Origin of the sequence: Citrobacter sp. Cb023, from assembly GCF_030336805.1 — a bacterium.
In the GTDB taxonomy this organism is placed as follows: Bacteria; Pseudomonadota; Gammaproteobacteria; order Enterobacterales; family Enterobacteriaceae; genus Citrobacter; species Citrobacter braakii.
Genome location: NZ_JAOWCV010000034.1, coordinates 400,303 through 416,920 on the forward strand (window position 1 = coordinate 400,303; position 16,618 = coordinate 416,920).

Here is a 16,618-nt window from a genome sequence, read left to right on the forward strand (position 1 = left end):
GGCTATCACTCCATCATCTTCTCAATCGGCAGCACCAGAATGGAGCTGGCGCCGAGCGCTTTCAGTTTTTCCATCGTTTCCCAGAACAGCGTTTCGCTGCTGACCATGTGCATGGCTACGCGCTGCTGGTCACCCGCCAGTGGCAGAATGGTAGGGCGCTCAGCGCCAGGCAGCAGGGCGATGACTTCGTCCAGACGTTCGCTCGGCGCGTGCATCATGATGTATTTTGATTCACGTGCCTGAATAACCCCCTGAATACGGGTCAGCAGTTTGTCGATCAGTTGTTGCTTGGCTTCGGCCATTTCGCCGTCGCGCTGAATCAGGCAGGCTTTAGAGCGGTAAATCACTTCCACTTCACGCAGACCGTTGGCTTCAAGCGTGGCTCCGGTTGACACCAGATCGCAAATCGCATCAGCCAGACCTGCGCGGGGAGCGACTTCTACAGAGCCGTTTAACAGACAGGATTTAAACGACACCCCTTTTTGATCAAGATAACGTTTAAGCAGGTGTGGGTAAGAGGTAGCGATACGCTTACCGTTCAGCGCTGCCGGGCCATCCCAGGCTTCATCAACCGGGGTAGCCAGCGAAAGACGGCAGCCGCCGAAGTCCAGACGACGCAGGGTAAAATAGCGCGGATCTTCACCCTGGGCCCGGCGGTTGAGCAGTTCCTCTTCGAGAACGTTTTCCCCGATGATGCCGAGATCTACGACGCCGTCCATCACCAGACCCGGAATATCGTCATCACGCACGCGCAGAATATCGATCGGCATATTCTCAGCCATCGCGATCAGGCGCTGGGTGTGAAGATTAATTTTAATGCCGCAACGGGCCAGCAATTCGCGTGAATCATCGCTTAAACGACCTGATTTCTGCATAGCTATGCGTAAACGGGTGTTATCTAACATTCTTTATTCCTCGTTATCCTGTCTGAATCAGTTTGGGTCACGCACAAAAAAAAGCCCCCGGAAGAAATCTTCCGGGGGCTTTCTCATACGCTCATGCACCGCTGGAAGATTTAAATGTCTCCCAGCACACATCGCCTGAAAGACTAGTCAGGATGATGGTGATGATGGTGTTTGAATTGAGCGCGTGTCATAAATTTTCTCGATGAATGTTTATTCATTTGATGTCTTTTAACCTAAACCACTTTAGCTACGGAAAGCAAGGGCTTTTTTTGATCATTAATTCATTTCATATTGATACTATGAATTGTCAGCCACTGTGGGCTAGCGTAGCCTTGCGTTATAGGCCAAAAGTCAGGAGAGAAGGCATGAAAAAGGTCGCAATTGTCGGTTTAGGTTGGTTAGGCATGCCGTTAGCTATGTCGCTGGCGGCGAGAGGCTGGCAGGTTACCGGCAGCAAAACCACATTGGATGGGGTGGAAGCGGCCCGCATGAGTGGTATAGAGAGCTACTCGCTGCGCCTGGAGCCTGAACTGGTCTGTGAGACAGACGATCTCGACGCACTGATGGACGCCGACGCGCTGGTTATTACGCTACCTGCGCGCCGTAGCGGTCCGGGGGAGACATTTTACCTGCAGGCTATGCAGGAGCTGGTCGACAGTGCGCTGGCGTACCGTATCCCGCGGATTATTTTTACCAGTTCGACGTCGGTCTATGGCGATGCACAAGGCATCGTGAAAGAAGGGACTCCGCGTAACCCGGTCACGGCAAGTGGTCGCGTTTTGAAAGAACTTGAAGACTGGTTGCACAATTTACCCGGCACTTCGGTGGATATTTTGCGCCTGGCCGGACTTGTCGGCCCGGGAAGACATCCCGGTCGTTTTTTCGCTGGCAAGACGGCGCCAGATGGACACCATGGCGTCAATCTGGTGCATCTGGATGATGTGGTTTCCGCCATCTCTTTGCTGCTGCAAGCGCCAAAAGGGGGACACATCTATAATATATGTGCGCCTATGCATCCGGCGCGCAATGTGTTCTATCCACAGATGGCCCGCCAGTTGGGGATGGAGCCGCCGGAATTTCGTGGCAATGAGGATAACGGTAAAGGTAAAGTCATTGATGGCAACCGTATTTGTAACGAGCTTGGGTTTGAGTACCAGTATCCTGACCCGCTGGTGATGCCGATGGAGTGACAGACCAGCAGAGTGCCGCTGATACCGCCAGGGGGCGAGTATGAAACCACTGCTGGACGTTCTTATCATCCTCGATGCGTTGGAAAAAGAGGGCAGTTTCGCAGCGGCGTCGGCAAAATTGTTTAAGACGCCGTCTGCGCTTAGCTACACCGTCCATAAGCTGGAAAGCGATCTTAATATTCAGCTACTCGATCGCAGCGGACATCGGGCTAAGTTTACCCGTACCGGGCAGATGCTGCTGGAAAAGGGGCGGGAGGTGTTGCACACCGTCCGCGAACTCGAAAAGCAGGCGATTAAACTTCACGAAGGCTGGGAGAATGAACTGGTTATTGGCGTAGATGATACGTTTCCCTTTTCGCTGCTGGCCCCACTCATCGAATCTTTCTATCAACACCACAGTGTGACGCGCCTGAAATTTATCAATGGCGTGCTGGGCGGCTCCTGGGATGCCCTCACTCAGGGGCGGGCGGATATTATTGTCGGCGCCACACATGAGCCGCCTGCCGCGAGCGAATTTGGCTTTGCGCAGCTAGGGGTTCTGGAGCAGGTGTTTGTGGTTGCGTCGCATCATCCGCTGGCGCAGGAACAGGAGCCGTTGAATCGTCGCACTATTCGGCGTTTTCGCGCGATTGTGGTGGGCGACAATGCACAGCATGCCAACGTCTCGGGCTCTCAGGTGCTCGACGATCAGGAAGCCATCACCGTTTTTGACTTCAAAACCAAGCTGGAACTGCAAATCAGTGGTCTGGGATGCGGCTATATTCCGCGCTATCTGGCGCAGCGATTTCTGGAGAGCGGCGCTCTGATTGAGAAAAAGGTGGTCGCACAAATTATCTTTGAACCCGTGTGGATAGGTTGGAATGAACAGACTGCCGGGTTGGCCAGTGCCTGGTGGCGGGATGAGATTTTAGCAAATAGTGCTATTGCGGGGGTGTACGTTAAAACGGCTGCTGATAAATCAATCAGTTAAGAAAAAATATTCTTTTGTAGTAGCTTCAATCTCTTGTTATTTCTCTCCAAATTAGTGCAAAATACGCCGCTTGCAAAAAATGACATTAACCGACGTTTTAATACGCGTCGGTTATTTTTTTGCATCAAACCAATCATTCATAAAAGAGGCCGGGCTTCGTACCGGATAGATACTTACTTAAAAATCGACAGTTGTTGTCGCTGAGGATTAACAAAAAATGGGGCAATTTTTTGCTTACGCGACGGTTTTCGCCGTAATGGGGGATATCCATGTCGCATAACGCTACTCCAAACACCTCTCGCGTGGAATTACGTAAAACGCTTACGCTGGTTCCGGTTGTCATGATGGGCCTTGCCTATATGCAGCCGATGACGCTGTTCGATACATTCGGTATCGTATCAGGAATGACCGATGGTCACGTCCCGACAGCTTACGCCTTTGCACTGATCGCCATCCTCTTTACCGCACTGAGCTACGGTAAACTGGTGCGTCGCTATCCGTCTGCAGGCTCTGCCTACACTTACGCCCAGAAATCCATTAGCCCGACCGTTGGCTTTATGGTGGGTTGGTCATCACTGCTGGACTACCTGTTCGCACCGATGATCAACATTCTGTTGGCGAAAATTTATTTTGAAGCTCTGGTGCCGTCGATACCGTCATGGATATTCGTGGTGGCGCTGGTGGCCTTTATGACCGCCTTTAACCTGCGCAGCCTGAAATCTGTTGCGAATTTCAACACCGTCATCGTGTTGTTGCAGGTGGTGCTGATTGCAGTGATCCTCGGCATGGTCGTTTATGGCGTGTTCGAAGGGGAAGGTGCCGGTACGCTAGCGAGCAGCCGTCCGTTCTGGTCAGGTGATGCGCATGTGATCCCGATGATCACGGGAGCGACTATTCTGTGCTTCTCGTTCACCGGTTTTGACGGTATCAGCAACCTGTCTGAAGAAACCAAAGACGCTGAACGTGTGATCCCGCGGGCGATTTTCCTGACCGCGCTGATTGGTGGCCTGATCTTTATCGTCTCCACCTATCTGTTGCAGCTGTACTTCCCGGATATCTCACGCTTCAAGGATCCGGACGCTTCGCAGCCGGAAATCATGCTGTATGTCGCTGGTAAGTTCTTCCAGGTCGGCGCGCTGATTTTCTCTACCATTACCGTACTGGCGTCAGGTATGGCGGCGCATGCAGGCGTAGCGCGTCTGATGTATGTAATGGGGCGTGACGGTGTGTTCCCGAAAAGTTTCTTCGGTTATGTCCACCCGAAATGGCGTACTCCGTCCATGAACATCATTCTGGTTGGTGCGATTGCTCTGCTGGCAATTAACTTCGACCTGGTGATGGCGACGGCGCTGATTAACTTCGGTGCGCTGGTGGCGTTTACCTTCGTTAACCTGTCGGTGATCTCCCAGTTCTGGATCCGTGAGAAGCGTAACAAGACGCTGAAAGACCACTTCCAGTATCTGTTCCTGCCAATGTGCGGTGCGCTGACCGTTGGTGCGCTGTGGGTGAACCTGGAAGAGAGCTCAATGGTTCTGGGTCTCATCTGGGCCGCTATTGGTCTGATTTACCTGGCTTGCGTGACCAAAAGCTTCCGTAACCCGGTGCCACAGTACGACGAAGATATCGCGTAATAGCTGTATTTAGATAAAAAAACCGGAGACATGTTCTCCGGTTTTTTTATACGTGGGAGTTATACAATCTCTTGCGCATAGTGCCAGAGTGACTTCAGTAGCATCAGTTTCTCTTTGTTATCTGCATATTGCTGGCTCAGCATCTGCAATTCATTGGCGTAATTTTGCAAAAACTCCGGCGTGAATATTTGACGACGATGGTCCAGCCAGCGCTGCTGTTCGGCTTCATCCAGCGTTCCGGGAAAGTTACGTGCGCGGTAGTTAAACAGCAGCTTTTCAATGCGCTTATCGACAAAGGAGATATCCAGCGCCGGTAAATTGCGCGGCTCAGTTTCCAGGACGATTTTCATTGCGGCACGGTCAGCATCGCTGAAAAAACCATTGTACAACTGTGCGTCTACGTTATCTGATGGCGTAAAGGGTTCCGCATCGGCGAAGATGGCCACCACTTTGTCGCGAACCTGCGGGTTTTCGCGCAGTATTTTGAGATTATCCAGACAATGCTGGCGGTTAATGCCAAGGCGATCGGCATCTTCCGGGCGCAAGGTATTCGCCTGTGCCAGTACCGGGCATTTGTTGATGTGCACCAGTTTAACCGGCACGGCTGGGTTATCTCCCAGATCAGCTTTAGCAGTGTAGAGCCGCTCACGCAGCGCGTCGCTGTCCAGTTCCAGCAGCGGTGAAATATCACCGGCTAAGTCGACCATAATCACCGCGTTGCGATTCTCAGGATGCCAGGCTAATGGCGCCACCCAACTGGTGTTGCCGCGCCATGCGCCGAACATCCCCGAAACATGGACCAGCGGCTTCATTTGCGGGACATCAATCAGTGCGGCCAGCTTGTGCTTATTGCGATGGCTGTAGAGATAATCAAACAGGCGCGGCTGGCGCGACTTCACTAATTGCGCCATGGCAATTGTGGCGTATACATCGGCCATCGCATCGTGGGCATTGGCATGTTCAATACCGTTGGCTTTGGTCAAATGCTCCAGGCGAAAGCTGGGTAAGCCGTCGTCGTTTTCCGGCCAGATAATTCCTTCGGGACGCAGGGCATAACAGGCGCGCATCACATCCAGCAGATCCCAGCGTGAATTATCGTTCTGCCAGCTCCAGGCATAGGGATCGTAGAAATTGCGATACAGGATGTTGCGCGTCACTTCATCATCGAAGCGCACGTTGTTATAGCCCAGGATACAGGTTTTCGGCACGGTGAACAGGGCGTGGATGCGCGCAGCAAAGGCGGCTTCATTTTCTCCTTTTTCACGCGCTTCCTGCGGTGTGATACCGGTTATCAGCACCGCCTCAGGCTGCGGCAGATAGTCGTCTGCGGGTTTGCAATAAAAGACTTCAGGTTCACCGATGATGTTGAAATCGCTATCTGTGCGGATAGCCGCAAATTGCGCGGGTCTGTCCAGCGCCGGATGGGTACCAAAGGTCTCGTAATCGTGAAAGAGGAATGTGCTCTGTATGTTGTCGTTTTTAACTGTCACCTGATGTACACGCCTGATGTAATATGTATATGAAATAATTGGTTTTATGCTTTGAATTTATCGTTGATTGTCTGTTTTTGTACACGAATAGATATTGTTGTTAAGATTGGTACATGCGATATTGAGTACATAGTAAGTACATAAACATCAAAATCATTGAGTACAAAATACTAAAATGGCTATCAGCGACACTAAGCTACGTTCTATCTATGGTAAACCATATTCTGGTCCATCTGAAATTACTGATTCTGATGGCCTGGGCATCCGCATCACACCAAGGGGGGTGATTAGCTTCCAGTTTCGTTTTCGATGGGATGGAAAGCAGCACCGTCTTGGCTTGGGGCGGTATCCAGCAATTACTCTACGTGATGCACGTAACATGGTCGCAGATTTAAGAGAGTCAGTCGACAAAGGTATCGATCCGCGATTAATGGCCGGTATCAATAAGTCAAAGAAAAAACCAACGGCAAAAGACTGTCTGGATTACTGGGAAGAAAACTATGTTGATACGGCGCTGAGGGAAAAAACAAAAGCTCTCTATAAGTCTACTGTTATAAAGCACATGAGTAATGCCTTTGCTGGCATGCCCATTGAAGAAATTCCGGTTCGTTTATGGGTTGAGCGTTTCACTGAAGAAGAAAGAATAAACCCTCGCCGTGCTCGTCAGTTGCTGGTACAACTTAGATCTGCGATTGGCTGGTGTACGCGGCGACAATTTATAAGTACAACCGAATTGATGTTGCTGCAACCAAAGGATGTTGGCGTCAAATCTTCGGTCGGTGAAGTGACTCTCAGTTATAACCAGTTGGCTAAGATATGGTTGGCTATAGAACGAAGCAGGGCATCAACATCAAACAGATTATTTCATCAGTTACTGATGCTCTACGGTGCTAGGAACAGTGAACTTCGCCTGGCTGTAAAGGGGGAGTTTGATCGTGATGAAGGTGTATGGACGGTACCGGCAGAGAAAAGTAAAACGAACAGGATCATCCGGCGTCCAATTTTTGACGCTGCAGATGGTTTACTGAAAAAAGCAGAAATGACGTACGGGGATATTCTTTTTCCGGGGCCAGATTTAAAAAAATCTATGACTATTTCCGGCGCAAATCGATTTCTTAGAAGGATTGAGGCGTCACTGGGGATAGGGGAGTTTACCGCACATGATTTCAGAAGGACCCTGGCGACCAGATTATCAGAGGAAGGGGTAGCCCCGCACGTAATTGAAAAAATGCTGGGACATGAACTGGGCGGCGTACTTTCTGTTTATAACAAGCATGAATGGATTGCTGAACAGAAAGCCGCCTATGAGCTGTATGCTGAAAAGATATTCTGGCATATCAGGAAGATTTCGGGTTAATTCCGCCGTTTAAAATCCACGCTTCCACCTCAGATTGTAAGTACTGTTTGGGGTGGGTGCGGATCGGTTTCGGAAAATTATGATGCTTGGTGTATTTCCAGATGGTCATACGAGACGAAACCCGGATCATCTTCATCACTTCTTTTTCGTCTATCATTTCAATATCACTCATACCCACCTCACACCACGCTCAGGCCACGACAGTGGCACCACACATCAAACATTCTTCTCGTTACTTCCCGACAGTAAAACCCTTCAATGTCTCGAGTAAGGTCGTAACGGTTCCCGTACCGTTGGCGCACCCATATTTCAAATGCCTTATTCAATTAACCCCCCCCCAGCTTTTCAGTAGCCCGACGAACACAGCATTCAAAAGAGGATGGGGTAACAATCTTTTTCAACTCAGCAACCAGGTAATCGTTATGTTGCTGGTGGAGTTGCATGTTGTTCTCTTTTTCAATCTGGCGGAGAACAGCAAGGCGAGCCGTAATGATGCGACGCTTTGCTTTTACAACCCGTAAAGCGTTCTCTGCCTTTTTACGCCAAACACTCCACTCACTGCTGCTATTTGACTTAGCCAACTGATCTTCAATGCTGATCTGAGTCTCTTCAGCTATCACGAGCTGGGACAGGCAGTCGTGAATTGTGTTCATGTTTTCAGTATTGATATGCGATTTTTCCACTGTTAACCTCCGAAATTCGTCATAAATTTGTACTCAATCAACGCCCCGAAAATAGCGGCCACCAATAACAGGCCAAATAGCATAGATAGGAGGAATGACTTCATCGTGAAGCCTCCCGCTGAACAGTTTTATATGCACGTAGCATGTCGCGAGATTTACCTGATAAAGCCGTCTTCATGAAGAACATCCCACTACGGGTTGCAATGATACCTGGTGTGCAGAGCAGCGTGGCATCGACAACCCGGTTATGTTTACGGAACTCAAACACCGTACTGGTGATAACGATGTTCGCTACGGCGCCATAGTCCTGGTATTGGATTTTCATTTTCTGTCCTTCCGTTTGCTGTATCGTTCATGGCTCATCACTTCCCAGTTCTGGCCGCCGTCTCGGGACAGCAGCCGCCAGCGGCGATTAACCCGCAGGCTTAGGTTCCCGGAGCCGTGCATACGGCAGGGATGAATCCGCCTGGCTCTGAACTGGCGGAGTACATGGACCGCCTGCAGGTGTACCCACTCAGGAATTCGTATCGCTGTCAGGGTCATTGTCATTGCCTCCTGCTGGTGGGGTTACCGTGTAACCGGCTTGTTCTGCCATCCATAAAAATGTCTCTAGTGATGCTGTAACCTCGCCGTTCTGAACTGGGCGCGCGTGGATAACCTTTCCGTTCTCGATCGTCAGCACGATATTTACTGGTTCGTGCGTGATAATTGGTGTCTGATCACTCATGGCTTGTCTCCGCTGTGACTGATTTTTTCTTGGCAAACTCAACCAGCTCAGAAATGAGCTCGTCGATTAATGCCTTTCCGCTTTCTGTCAGGAATTCACCGCTGCCATTCACATCTACGGCGTTGCTGTAAATTCCTCGGATGGCTTTTACACCTTCAATATTTCCGTACTCACTGAGGATCATTTTTTCGAATCGCCTCAACAGGCCGTCAATTAGTATCTCTGTTAATTCGATAGTGTTAATTCCACCCTTAGGCATATTAATGATGATGCAGGTGCTTCCTGTTTTTCGCTGATGGCGTAATAACGCAGATTTAAGAATTCTGTGGCGATACGTATTGATTAAGTTATCCACGTCGCTTTTCCTCCGCTTCACACCAATACAATAAATTCGCCGAAGCATTAAGAGCCATACCTAGTAAAGAATTCTTTTGAGTTGTGTTTAACTCATTATTGCTTATTACTATTTCCAGAATGGTGTTAAGGTTCTCCGCCTCTAAAAGAATTTCATCTATTCCTGCCGTTTTTGGGTTCCACATTTTCTATCTCCCATATGCTTTTTTTAGGTAAAGCCGCGCGATTACCTCGTAACCGCAGGACGCATAAAGGCATGCTGTTCTATATGCCGATTTATCTATAATGAAAGTCATATGAAGTGCCTCACAGCCAAAGAAGCGACAAGCCTTCCGTGGATACGCATGTCTTTTTGATCACCAGCATTAAGCGTGAAAGTTTGGTAATGGAGATTGTCAGAAATAATCTTTAATGCGCCGTTCGGCAATGGCTCTATTCGCTTAATGAACAGGCAGCTACGGCCGAAAACATCGCCCGTAAAAACATATATACCAGGTGTAAGTACGCGGCCTCCACAATCAACAAAAGCCACTACCTCACAGGGTTCGATAGTCGGCTGCATTGAATCACCTTCCATCCTGCAGCTCTTAACTCTGTTTCCAAAATCATTAATGTTGTCAGAGCCAAATAACATTTGAGGTGCTTTAATTGGCTTGTTAAAAGAAAGTGAAGTTTGCATTTCATTTCCTCAAGGTGAGTTTGCACCCACTCAAATAAGTGTTTGTAAATTTATTTTTTATTTAAAGTTTATAAGTGTCGAAGTCAGCAATGCTCTTGTTTAAATTATTCAATGTCTGGACTACCAAAGTAATTAGAGCGTGCTCTCGTTCTTCTTTAGCGCTCGTCATTTGTTCCAAGAGAAGCCATAACGAACATTCGCAGCACCGCACATCATGTGACCAGCTTAGAATTGTTCTGCTTGTTTCTTCCTTATTCAAAGTGACGGTTTTATCATTCATTGTTTATTCTCCGGCCAATCTTGACCAATCTCATTGTTTAACGTGGAGAGATTTTTTTTAAGTTGATTTATGCAAATTTTAATAACTGATGCAGGCTTGTAAGCAACCTCAGGATCGGATTCAGCATATTCAAGTGCGTTAATTACGCGGTCAATATCCATGGCTAATTGATGGATCTTACCGTTTTTTGATATAAGCGTTTCTATACTCATTTCGTGGCTCCGTTATTTGCCGTTAAATGAATAATACTAGATGTTTTAATATCTGCAATACTAAAAGTATAGTTTTGTGGCGAGATAATGCTTACTTATTGAAATGTAAGGATATAAAAAAAGCCTGTCAGGATAGACAGGCTTTGTACTGTTAGTAGCTAAATTACAGCCACATCATAGCTTGAACGACGACCCCTATGATCCGGCAGTTGCCATTGATAGGAGTAAGAGGGTATTGAGGATTCAATGGCTTGAGGTAAGTCTTGCCTGCGTCGATTACCAACTTTTTAAAGGTTGCTTCGTTTGCGTCGGTAAGTTTGGCGACAACTAGGCTTCCATTTGTTGGCTCTTTGCCTGTATCGACTAAGACATACATACCTTCAGGAATGCTCATTCCTACAGGAGAGGTCATTGAATCACCCTGTACTTTTAACCAGAATCCTTGTCCTTCAATGTGAGCGTCGGAATCGTACCACTCATCAATCTCTTTGAGAGTATATGGCTCAATAGCCTCACACCATGCTCCTGCGCTTACCCAACTAATTAGCGGATAGGTGCCTCTTGGTTTGGATGGGCCATGATAAGTAATGTTTGATACCTGAGATAAAAGCTCAGCCTCTTTTGCAAGCGCAGGGCTGAAACTCGAAATCGGCTCGTGAAGCAGTTTCGCAAACTTAGCTGCAACTGGAAGATTCAGTGGGTTTCTCCCGTTCAGGTAGTGACCGACTGCACCTTGAGAGATGTCCAGTTCGTCAGCTATATCAGCCTGCGTGATCCCCAACTCCTTTTTCTTCGAGTCATACAAAGCTTTTAAGCGTATTGCGTCTTGAAGCTGCTCTGTGGTCAATCTGCTTTTCTTTTCCATGGCCTGATTTAATACCAAAAGTTTGATTATGTCTCCTACCTATAGTACCCTTCATTTTAATACTTTTAGTAGTATTTAATCGTAGAGGACGTATGAACCAGATTACTCTTAAGGAATACGTGAAAGAGCACGGCCAGGTAAGAGCTGGCGCAGCGCTCGGAGTAACGCAAATTGCCATAAGCAAAGCATTAAGAGCCGGTCGGGAAATCTTTGTTGTGATTTCTGAAGAAGGGGCTGTTTCAGCTTTTGAAAATAAAGCATTCCCATCTAAGCGGCGAAGCGATGAAACCAGAGCCTGAGTTACTCAGCATCTTACCTTCCGATTTCAGCCAAGCGGATGCTGAGTGGATTAAACAACAGTTACTTAGCCTGACACCAACTGCACGACAAAAAGCTATCCAGCGTTATGCAGCTGTGTACCAGGAGACGTTTGAGGCTGAACCTGTTTCCTACCGCAAGGAGAACCGGGCAAGGCATGAAGCAAACACAAGGCTTCGCCTGTTTGTGAGAAATCAGGGCAGAGCTTTACAGGGGTATACCGCCGAACCTCCCCTGGCTGGAACGCGACAGCGCTCCTGATTGTTTCGGGTTTAAAGGTACCCGAACAGAAGCAGGCTTAAAGGTGCCTGTTCAGGTTGGCAACCAACTGACCCAACTCCTCATATGTACTAGGGAAGTAGTACGTTTTTATGGGGAAGAGGGAAAGGGGGGTAAGGGGGGATTGGGTGCAGGGGTAGGAATAGGGTCTTTTCCAACAGGAGAGATCCATTGGTTAAGTAGATCACTGTCTTAAGGGCGCAATTTAAAAAAACGCCTGTATCAGCAAGGTAGTACAAAGCGCTCAGGCGCTGAGAAACGAAAAGGGTTCTTCCTGGAAGAGTGATTTTTCAGAGGAGCTGAATCAGAAGGGAGGCTGGCAGCCTTTGGGGAGGCCACCAGCCATGTGAGGGGGAATCCATGAAAACCACATCACAGAATTATTATCTCATCAGCACGGGAGTAGCACAATGGAGCTGACGATCACGCCGAATTTTGCACAGGAACGAGCGCTAAACATGTTGCGCCGTGACTGGAAGGCAAACGACACCTTCATGGTGTACTCGCCAACCGGTAGCGGTAAAACGGGTTTGGCCGCTTTCATCGTTGCCGGGTTCGTCAGCCGTGGTATGCGTGTTCTGTTTTGTGCACCGTACACCATCCTGATTGGTCAGACAGCCAATCGCTTTGTGGAGTACGGGTTACCAGGGGATGAAATCGGTTATATCTGGGCGGATCACCCGAACTACGATCCAGCCCGTAAAATTCAGATTGCCAGCGCCGACACGCTTATTCGTCGTGTTTTTCCTGAAAATATTGATCTGCTGATTATCGACGAAGCACACCTGCGTAAAAAACGCATCCTGAAGGATATCGAGCGGCTGCGCGGCAAAGGCGTAAAGGTGATTGGCCTGTCGGGTACGCCGTTCTCTCCGTTCCTGGGCAAATACTATGACCGACTGATTAAGCCGACCACCATTGGCGAGTTAATCCAGCGTGGCGATCTGAGTAAATACGAATTTTACGCACCAACAAAGCCGGATCTGAAAGGCGTAAAAACCAAGTCTTCGCTTGAATACGGCAACGATTACAACGAAACGCAGCTGGCTGAAATTATGTGTGGCTCTACGCTGGTGGGCGACATTGTACAGAACTGGCTGGAGAATGGCCGGGATCTGCCTACCATCGCTTTCTGCGTCAACGTAGCCCACGCCAATTTCCTGACAATCCAGTTTAACCAGGCGGGTGTTAACGCTGAGGTCATGACCGCCGACACTCCAGTGGATGAGCGTCAGACCATCATTCACCGCTTTGAAACTGGTGCAACTAAAATCATCGTTAGTGTCGGCGTTCTGGTGGCCGGCTTCGATAGTGACGTTCGCTGCATCATCTACGCCAGACCAACAAAAAGCGAAATTCGCTGGCTGCAGGCGCTCGGGCGTGGCCTGCGCACTGCACCGGGTAAAGAATCCTGCCTCATCTTCGATCACAGTGGCACCGTGCACCGCCTCGGTTATCCGGATTCTATCGAGTACGACGATCTTCCCGGTAAGTCTGACGGCATGGAGGAAAGCGCACGCCGCGCAGCTGAGGAACGGGCTGAAAAACTCCCCCATGAATGTTCTCAATGCCACTACATGAAACCCGCTGGTGTGTACGTATGCCCGAAATGTGGACATAAGCCGCTGGGCGGTGAGGACGTCGATACTGACACCGGCCGCAAACTCAAAAAGTTGGGTAAAAACCAGCATCTGCCCACAAAGGCAGAGAAACAGGCCTGGTGGAGCCAGATCAAATTCTATCAGCGCCAGCGCGTATCGCAGGGGAAAAAGCCCGTTAGTGATGGCTGGTGCGCTAACACTTTTCGCGAACGTTTCGACGAGTGGCCTAACGGGCTAAGTGATTTCCCGATGGAGATCACACCGACTGTTTCGAATTTCATCCGGCACAAATTGATCGCTTATGCGAAAGGTCAGGAGAAGGCCAAACGTATGCAGGCGGCATCTGGTGCACCTGCGCCATCCTCCATTCGGCAAGCACAGAAAGTGATTAGCGATATCAAACAGCAGTTAGGAAAACGAGCATGAAGACGGCAGAAGCAGCAATTGGGCATTGGCCTACCATCTTTGAGCACTTCGGCCTTCCGCCGATCACCGGTAAAAACCACTTTAAAGGCGAATGTCCGGTATGTGGAGCGCGCGGCAAGCTACGTATTGACGACCGCGACGGTCGGGGGACGTGGATTTGTACCTGCGGCAGCGGTGACGGTATGAAGCTTGTCACACTGACACAGGGGAAGCCATTTAATGAGGTTTGCAGGGAAATAGACCACCTGATCGGTAATGATTTTCAGCGTGTAAAAATCCCGGTCAGCAGCAGTGCTACCAGCCTGCGTACAAAGGTTCTGAATAAGTTCGCGAAGCTGCAGTCGTTGCGTGGCACTTCTGGTGCTGCGTATCTCAATGCGCGCGGTATTTTCAGTCTGCCTCCTGAAGCGATTCGCTTCAACGACAAGCAGCGCCATGCAGGGAGGGTGTATCAGTCGCTTTATTCCCTCGCCACCGACGATAAAGGAGAACTGTGCTATCTGCACCAGACATTACTCGATGGCGCAAAAAAGGCAGATATCGGCACCAGTGCAAAGCGACAAAAATCCCTGCAGGAAGATAACTATCTTGATCACGCCCGTTCAGTGGCGATCAGGATGTTCCCGGTGGCCAGCACACTTGGTATCGCCGAAGGCATCGAAACGGCTCTGTCTGCGCACCAGATTTATAACGTAAACACCTGGGCAACCATGACGGCCAACTTCATGAAGAAATTCCGCGTTCCGGCTGGCGTTAAGCACCTCATTATTTTTGCTGACCGTGACGAGAACAGCGCTACCGGGTTGGCTGCGGCCTATGAATGCGCTCATGCCAATCTGCTGGCAAAGAATGACCTACAGCGAGTGAGCGTGTACTGGCCCGATCACGATGATTTCAACAATATGCTCATGAACGGCGATCAGGTTCGTGAGCTGGTTTTCCACAAGAAAAAGGCGGCTGCGTAATGCGTACAGATAACAACGAACATAAAGCACTATTCACCATCCCGACGGCAGCGCACAGCTCAGCCCTGGCAAACATCAAACCTCTACCTGAGCAACGGAGAATCACCGGGCATAAACAGACTGATGCCTATCTGTGGGTACTGGAGGTTATCCGCCTGAATGAACCGGCACATCTGGACGCAGCAGAAGCCGCGCTGGAGAAAATTAAAATCTCTCCAAAAGAGGCCGAGGAACGGTATTCCCGTTATCTTCTGGCGAATGGCGGCGATCCTTTCCAGGTAGCTTTCGGTACCATCGGCATGGATAACCCGGCCCGGGCTATTGAAAATGCGCGTAAGAACATCAAGAAAGCTGCTGATGTGCGCGCTACGTTCGGCAGCTATGAGGCAGCGATGGAGGACGTAGAGGCCGAGCGAGTGATCAGGTCTTCCCCAAAATTTACTGATGATTACCAGTGGGGATGGACAGTAGCCGAAAAGAGAAACGGAAGTATTGACGGCAGCCGTATGAATGAAATTGATGATCAGCGTCGCGCATATGTTGATGGCTATCGTGACGTTCTGCCAGAGCCTCATACACTGTCAGATGTTGTTCGTGAGTTTGTTTACTGGGACTGGCTCTACAGCGTTCGCCACACTTCAGGTCAGGAACTCGGTTATGAATTTGGTTATTCCGAGCACCATGAATCTGTGTACGACCGTGAGCGATACCTGGAAAAATTGCTGGCGACCATCAAACCTGTGACACGTGCTGAAGCTGTAGAGGTTTGCAACTGGTTTCTGGCAAGTGGAAAGGACGAATACATGGAAGACAACGGCGCTGCGGTCATTCTTAATCTGGTTGGGGAGTGCGAACAATGAAGCTTGAGGCATCGCTAAAACACTTCAGCCCTCAGGGAATGCATATCAGAGACGACGTGAAAGGAACCTCTCCGGATCGTATCACCGGCACCGATGTTATGGCGGCCATTGGTACCACCAGCAGCCGCGCGCGGTTTGGTCTGGCTGCCTTCTTTGGTAAGACCGGGATCAGCAAAAGCGATGAGCAGCTCGCAGTTCAGGCGCTGGCGCGTCATGCGATGGAGTCGGCGCCCAGGAATGTACGTAAAGCAGCTGCAGGCGAGTTTGGCTGGTGTATGCTGGTGCTCGCACAATTTGCTTTTGCTGAATACTCCCGTTCAGCGGAAACCAGCGTGACATGTCACCGCTGCAGCGGCAGCGGATTAACCTCTCAGTATGAGGATGTGATCAAACATCCTGGAGTCTTCAACTCTGACGGAATGGAAATCGTACCGCCGAAAATCAGGCACGAACTGGTCAGGCGTACATGCGCGGCATGTAACGGTAAAGGTGAGCTGCTGGCCCGATGCCGTTGCGGCGGCAAAGGTGAGGTGCTCGACCGAAAAGCCACAAGCGAGCGCGGCGCGCCGGTGTTTAAAACCTGTGAGCGATGCAGCGGAAATGGATTTTCTGGGGTGCCGTCTACTGCAGCCTATAAAGCGATACTGAAGCGAGTCCCGGATCTGCACGTCAGAACATGGACCCGTAACTGGAAACCGTTTCTGGAGGTGCTTGTCAATGTCTGCCACAGGGAAGAACAAAAAGCAGACTCGGCGTTTCAGGACGCAACGAGCTTTCGTGATGATGTGAACAAAATTTAGCATATTAGCCACATTAAGCTTGATTT

General features: G+C 49.6%; 23 protein-coding genes, 1 pseudogene and 1 other annotated feature. Of the genes and pseudogenes, 11 read left to right on the forward strand and 13 right to left on the reverse strand.

Annotated elements, in window-relative coordinates; translation table 11 throughout:
* Positions 1 to 5: 5 nt before the first annotated feature.
* Together hisG and hisL are read right to left on the reverse strand one after the other, a co-directional pair.
* Positions 6 to 905, reverse strand: coding sequence for an ATP phosphoribosyltransferase (gene hisG / locus OGW44_RS12070; protein ID WP_003834191.1), 900 nt, complete (start codon positions 903 to 905; stop codon positions 6 to 8).
* Between the two features lie 45 nt (positions 906 to 950).
* Positions 951 to 1,073 (reverse strand) — a sequence feature (His leader region).
* Entirely contained in the window at positions 1,049 to 1,096 is a 48-nt protein-coding gene (gene hisL, locus OGW44_RS12075; protein ID WP_100250077.1) for a his operon leader peptide, read from the reverse strand. Its footprint overlaps the feature before it by 25 nt.
* Before the next feature lie 174 nt (positions 1,097 to 1,270).
* Here hisL and OGW44_RS12080 point away from each other — a divergent pair, with 174 nt between their 5' ends.
* From OGW44_RS12080 to plaP, 4 genes and pseudogenes are all read left to right on the forward strand, one after another.
* Positions 1,271 to 2,095, forward strand: coding sequence for an SDR family oxidoreductase (locus tag OGW44_RS12080; RefSeq protein ID WP_016156891.1), 825 nt, complete (start codon positions 1,271 to 1,273; stop codon positions 2,093 to 2,095).
* 40 nt (positions 2,096 to 2,135) lie between these two features.
* Positions 2,136 to 3,120, forward strand: a pseudogene (locus OGW44_RS12085) (LysR substrate-binding domain-containing protein).
* Between the two features lie 162 nt (positions 3,121 to 3,282).
* Entirely contained in the window at positions 3,283 to 3,345 is a 63-nt protein-coding gene (gene yoeI, locus OGW44_RS25650) for a membrane protein YoeI (RefSeq protein WP_185654881.1), read from the forward strand.
* Positions 3,335 to 4,696: a putrescine/proton symporter PlaP gene (gene plaP / locus OGW44_RS12090; protein ID WP_016153551.1), complete on the forward strand. Its 1,362-nt coding sequence runs from the start codon at positions 3,335 to 3,337 to the stop codon at positions 4,694 to 4,696. Before yoeI ends, plaP begins: the two co-directional genes overlap by 11 nt.
* Before the next feature lie 59 nt (positions 4,697 to 4,755).
* Here the strand turns inward: plaP and sbcB are convergent, their stop codons facing one another.
* Positions 4,756 to 6,186: an exodeoxyribonuclease I gene (sbcB, locus tag OGW44_RS12095; protein ID WP_286454092.1), complete on the reverse strand. Its 1,431-nt coding sequence runs from the start codon at positions 6,184 to 6,186 to the stop codon at positions 4,756 to 4,758.
* Between the two features lie 175 nt (positions 6,187 to 6,361).
* Between sbcB and OGW44_RS12100 the strand changes: the two genes are divergently transcribed.
* Complete coding sequence (locus tag OGW44_RS12100; protein ID WP_286454093.1) at positions 6,362 to 7,543, forward strand: tyrosine-type recombinase/integrase; 1,182 nt, start codon at positions 6,362 to 6,364, stop codon at positions 7,541 to 7,543.
* Here the strand turns inward: OGW44_RS12100 and OGW44_RS12105 are convergent.
* From OGW44_RS12105 to OGW44_RS12150, 10 genes are all read right to left on the reverse strand, one after another.
* Positions 7,524 to 7,715: a helix-turn-helix transcriptional regulator gene (locus tag OGW44_RS12105; RefSeq protein WP_061549023.1), complete on the reverse strand. Its 192-nt coding sequence runs from the start codon at positions 7,713 to 7,715 to the stop codon at positions 7,524 to 7,526. The two genes, OGW44_RS12100 and OGW44_RS12105, sit on opposite strands and share 20 nt — an antisense overlap.
* A gap of 154 nt (positions 7,716 to 7,869) precedes the next feature.
* The gene (locus tag OGW44_RS12110; protein WP_286454094.1) at positions 7,870 to 8,226 is read right to left on the reverse strand and encodes a hypothetical protein; all 357 of its coding nucleotides are present in this window, start codon (positions 8,224 to 8,226) and stop codon (positions 7,870 to 7,872) included.
* Positions 8,227 to 8,326: 100 nt separating this feature from the next.
* The gene (locus OGW44_RS12115; protein WP_109017438.1) at positions 8,327 to 8,551 is read right to left on the reverse strand and encodes a hypothetical protein; all 225 of its coding nucleotides are present in this window, start codon (positions 8,549 to 8,551) and stop codon (positions 8,327 to 8,329) included.
* Positions 8,548 to 8,775, reverse strand: coding sequence for a ParE family toxin-like protein (locus OGW44_RS25795; RefSeq protein WP_437124552.1), 228 nt, complete (start codon positions 8,773 to 8,775; stop codon positions 8,548 to 8,550). Before OGW44_RS25795 ends, OGW44_RS12115 begins: the two co-directional genes overlap by 4 nt.
* Positions 8,741 to 8,953 carry a hypothetical protein gene (locus OGW44_RS12125; RefSeq protein WP_080859101.1) on the reverse strand — a complete coding sequence of 71 codons (213 nt, stop codon included), beginning with the start codon at positions 8,951 to 8,953 and terminating at the stop codon, positions 8,741 to 8,743. The genes OGW44_RS25795 and OGW44_RS12125 overlap by 35 nt, the downstream gene beginning before the upstream one ends.
* Positions 8,946 to 9,308: a hypothetical protein gene (locus tag OGW44_RS12130; RefSeq protein WP_137382969.1), complete on the reverse strand. Its 363-nt coding sequence runs from the start codon at positions 9,306 to 9,308 to the stop codon at positions 8,946 to 8,948. The genes OGW44_RS12125 and OGW44_RS12130 overlap by 8 nt, the downstream gene beginning before the upstream one ends.
* On the reverse strand, positions 9,301 to 9,492 hold the full coding sequence (locus OGW44_RS12135; RefSeq protein ID WP_286454095.1) for a hypothetical protein: 192 nt from the start codon (positions 9,490 to 9,492) through the stop codon (positions 9,301 to 9,303). Before OGW44_RS12135 ends, OGW44_RS12130 begins: the two co-directional genes overlap by 8 nt.
* Before the next feature lie 107 nt (positions 9,493 to 9,599).
* Positions 9,600 to 9,986: a S24 family peptidase gene (locus OGW44_RS12140; RefSeq protein ID WP_286454096.1), complete on the reverse strand. Its 387-nt coding sequence runs from the start codon at positions 9,984 to 9,986 to the stop codon at positions 9,600 to 9,602.
* A 276-nt stretch (positions 9,987 to 10,262) separates the two neighbouring features.
* Positions 10,263 to 10,478: a hypothetical protein gene (locus tag OGW44_RS12145; protein ID WP_275222583.1), complete on the reverse strand. Its 216-nt coding sequence runs from the start codon at positions 10,476 to 10,478 to the stop codon at positions 10,263 to 10,265.
* 163 nt (positions 10,479 to 10,641) lie between these two features.
* Positions 10,642 to 11,343 carry a LexA family protein gene (locus OGW44_RS12150; RefSeq protein WP_003826267.1) on the reverse strand — a complete coding sequence of 234 codons (702 nt, stop codon included), beginning with the start codon at positions 11,341 to 11,343 and terminating at the stop codon, positions 10,642 to 10,644.
* Between the two features lie 92 nt (positions 11,344 to 11,435).
* Between OGW44_RS12150 and OGW44_RS12155 the strand changes: the two genes are divergently transcribed.
* From OGW44_RS12155 to OGW44_RS12180, 6 genes are all read left to right on the forward strand, one after another.
* Positions 11,436 to 11,642, forward strand: a complete 207-nt coding sequence (locus tag OGW44_RS12155) for a Cro/CI family transcriptional regulator (protein ID WP_003826270.1) — start codon at positions 11,436 to 11,438, stop codon at positions 11,640 to 11,642.
* The gene (locus OGW44_RS12160; RefSeq protein WP_275222586.1) at positions 11,626 to 11,922 is read left to right on the forward strand and encodes a hypothetical protein; all 297 of its coding nucleotides are present in this window, start codon (positions 11,626 to 11,628) and stop codon (positions 11,920 to 11,922) included. The genes OGW44_RS12155 and OGW44_RS12160 overlap by 17 nt, the downstream gene beginning before the upstream one ends.
* Before the next feature lie 428 nt (positions 11,923 to 12,350).
* Positions 12,351 to 13,967, forward strand: coding sequence for a DEAD/DEAH box helicase (locus OGW44_RS12165; protein ID WP_286454098.1), 1,617 nt, complete (start codon positions 12,351 to 12,353; stop codon positions 13,965 to 13,967).
* Positions 13,964 to 14,932 (forward strand): toprim domain-containing protein, encoded by a 969-nt coding sequence (locus OGW44_RS12170; protein ID WP_286454099.1) that lies wholly within the window; start codon positions 13,964 to 13,966, stop codon positions 14,930 to 14,932. The genes OGW44_RS12165 and OGW44_RS12170 overlap by 4 nt, the downstream gene beginning before the upstream one ends.
* Positions 14,932 to 15,792, forward strand: coding sequence for a helix-turn-helix domain-containing protein (locus OGW44_RS12175; RefSeq protein ID WP_286454100.1), 861 nt, complete (start codon positions 14,932 to 14,934; stop codon positions 15,790 to 15,792). The genes OGW44_RS12170 and OGW44_RS12175 overlap by 1 nt, the downstream gene beginning before the upstream one ends.
* The gene (locus OGW44_RS12180) at positions 15,789 to 16,592 is read left to right on the forward strand and encodes an antitermination protein Q (protein WP_286454101.1); all 804 of its coding nucleotides are present in this window, start codon (positions 15,789 to 15,791) and stop codon (positions 16,590 to 16,592) included. Before OGW44_RS12175 ends, OGW44_RS12180 begins: the two co-directional genes overlap by 4 nt.
* Positions 16,593 to 16,618 lie beyond the last annotated feature (26 nt).

What these genes read in the sequence shown, in the direction of transcription:
- hisG (WP_003834191.1), bottom strand. Translation starts at nt 905, where the DNA reads ATGTTAGATAACACCCGTTTACGCATAGCTATGCAGAAATCAGGTCGT.
- OGW44_RS12080 (WP_016156891.1), top strand. Translation starts at nt 1,271, where the DNA reads ATGAAAAAGGTCGCAATTGTCGGTTTAGGTTGGTTAGGCATGCCGTTA.
- plaP (WP_016153551.1), top strand. Translation starts at nt 3,335, where the DNA reads ATGTCGCATAACGCTACTCCAAACACCTCTCGCGTGGAATTACGTAAA.
- OGW44_RS12100 (WP_286454093.1), top strand. Translation starts at nt 6,362, where the DNA reads ATGGCTATCAGCGACACTAAGCTACGTTCTATCTATGGTAAACCATAT.
- OGW44_RS12105 (WP_061549023.1), bottom strand. Translation starts at nt 7,715, where the DNA reads ATGAGTGATATTGAAATGATAGACGAAAAAGAAGTGATGAAGATGATC.
- OGW44_RS12115 (WP_109017438.1), bottom strand. Translation starts at nt 8,551, where the DNA reads ATGAAAATCCAATACCAGGACTATGGCGCCGTAGCGAACATCGTTATC.
- OGW44_RS25795 (WP_437124552.1), bottom strand. Translation starts at nt 8,775, where the DNA reads ATGACAATGACCCTGACAGCGATACGAATTCCTGAGTGGGTACACCTG.
- OGW44_RS12125 (WP_080859101.1), bottom strand. Translation starts at nt 8,953, where the DNA reads ATGAGTGATCAGACACCAATTATCACGCACGAACCAGTAAATATCGTG.
- OGW44_RS12135 (WP_286454095.1), bottom strand. Translation starts at nt 9,492, where the DNA reads ATGTGGAACCCAAAAACGGCAGGAATAGATGAAATTCTTTTAGAGGCG.
- OGW44_RS12140 (WP_286454096.1), bottom strand. Translation starts at nt 9,986, where the DNA reads ATGCAAACTTCACTTTCTTTTAACAAGCCAATTAAAGCACCTCAAATG.
- OGW44_RS12145 (WP_275222583.1), bottom strand. Translation starts at nt 10,478, where the DNA reads ATGAGTATAGAAACGCTTATATCAAAAAACGGTAAGATCCATCAATTA.
- OGW44_RS12150 (WP_003826267.1), bottom strand. Translation starts at nt 11,343, where the DNA reads ATGGAAAAGAAAAGCAGATTGACCACAGAGCAGCTTCAAGACGCAATA.
- OGW44_RS12155 (WP_003826270.1), top strand. Translation starts at nt 11,436, where the DNA reads ATGAACCAGATTACTCTTAAGGAATACGTGAAAGAGCACGGCCAGGTA.
- OGW44_RS12160 (WP_275222586.1), top strand. Translation starts at nt 11,626, where the DNA reads ATGAAACCAGAGCCTGAGTTACTCAGCATCTTACCTTCCGATTTCAGC.
- OGW44_RS12165 (WP_286454098.1), top strand. Translation starts at nt 12,351, where the DNA reads ATGGAGCTGACGATCACGCCGAATTTTGCACAGGAACGAGCGCTAAAC.
- OGW44_RS12170 (WP_286454099.1), top strand. Translation starts at nt 13,964, where the DNA reads ATGAAGACGGCAGAAGCAGCAATTGGGCATTGGCCTACCATCTTTGAG.
- OGW44_RS12175 (WP_286454100.1), top strand. Translation starts at nt 14,932, where the DNA reads ATGCGTACAGATAACAACGAACATAAAGCACTATTCACCATCCCGACG.
- OGW44_RS12180 (WP_286454101.1), top strand. Translation starts at nt 15,789, where the DNA reads ATGAAGCTTGAGGCATCGCTAAAACACTTCAGCCCTCAGGGAATGCAT.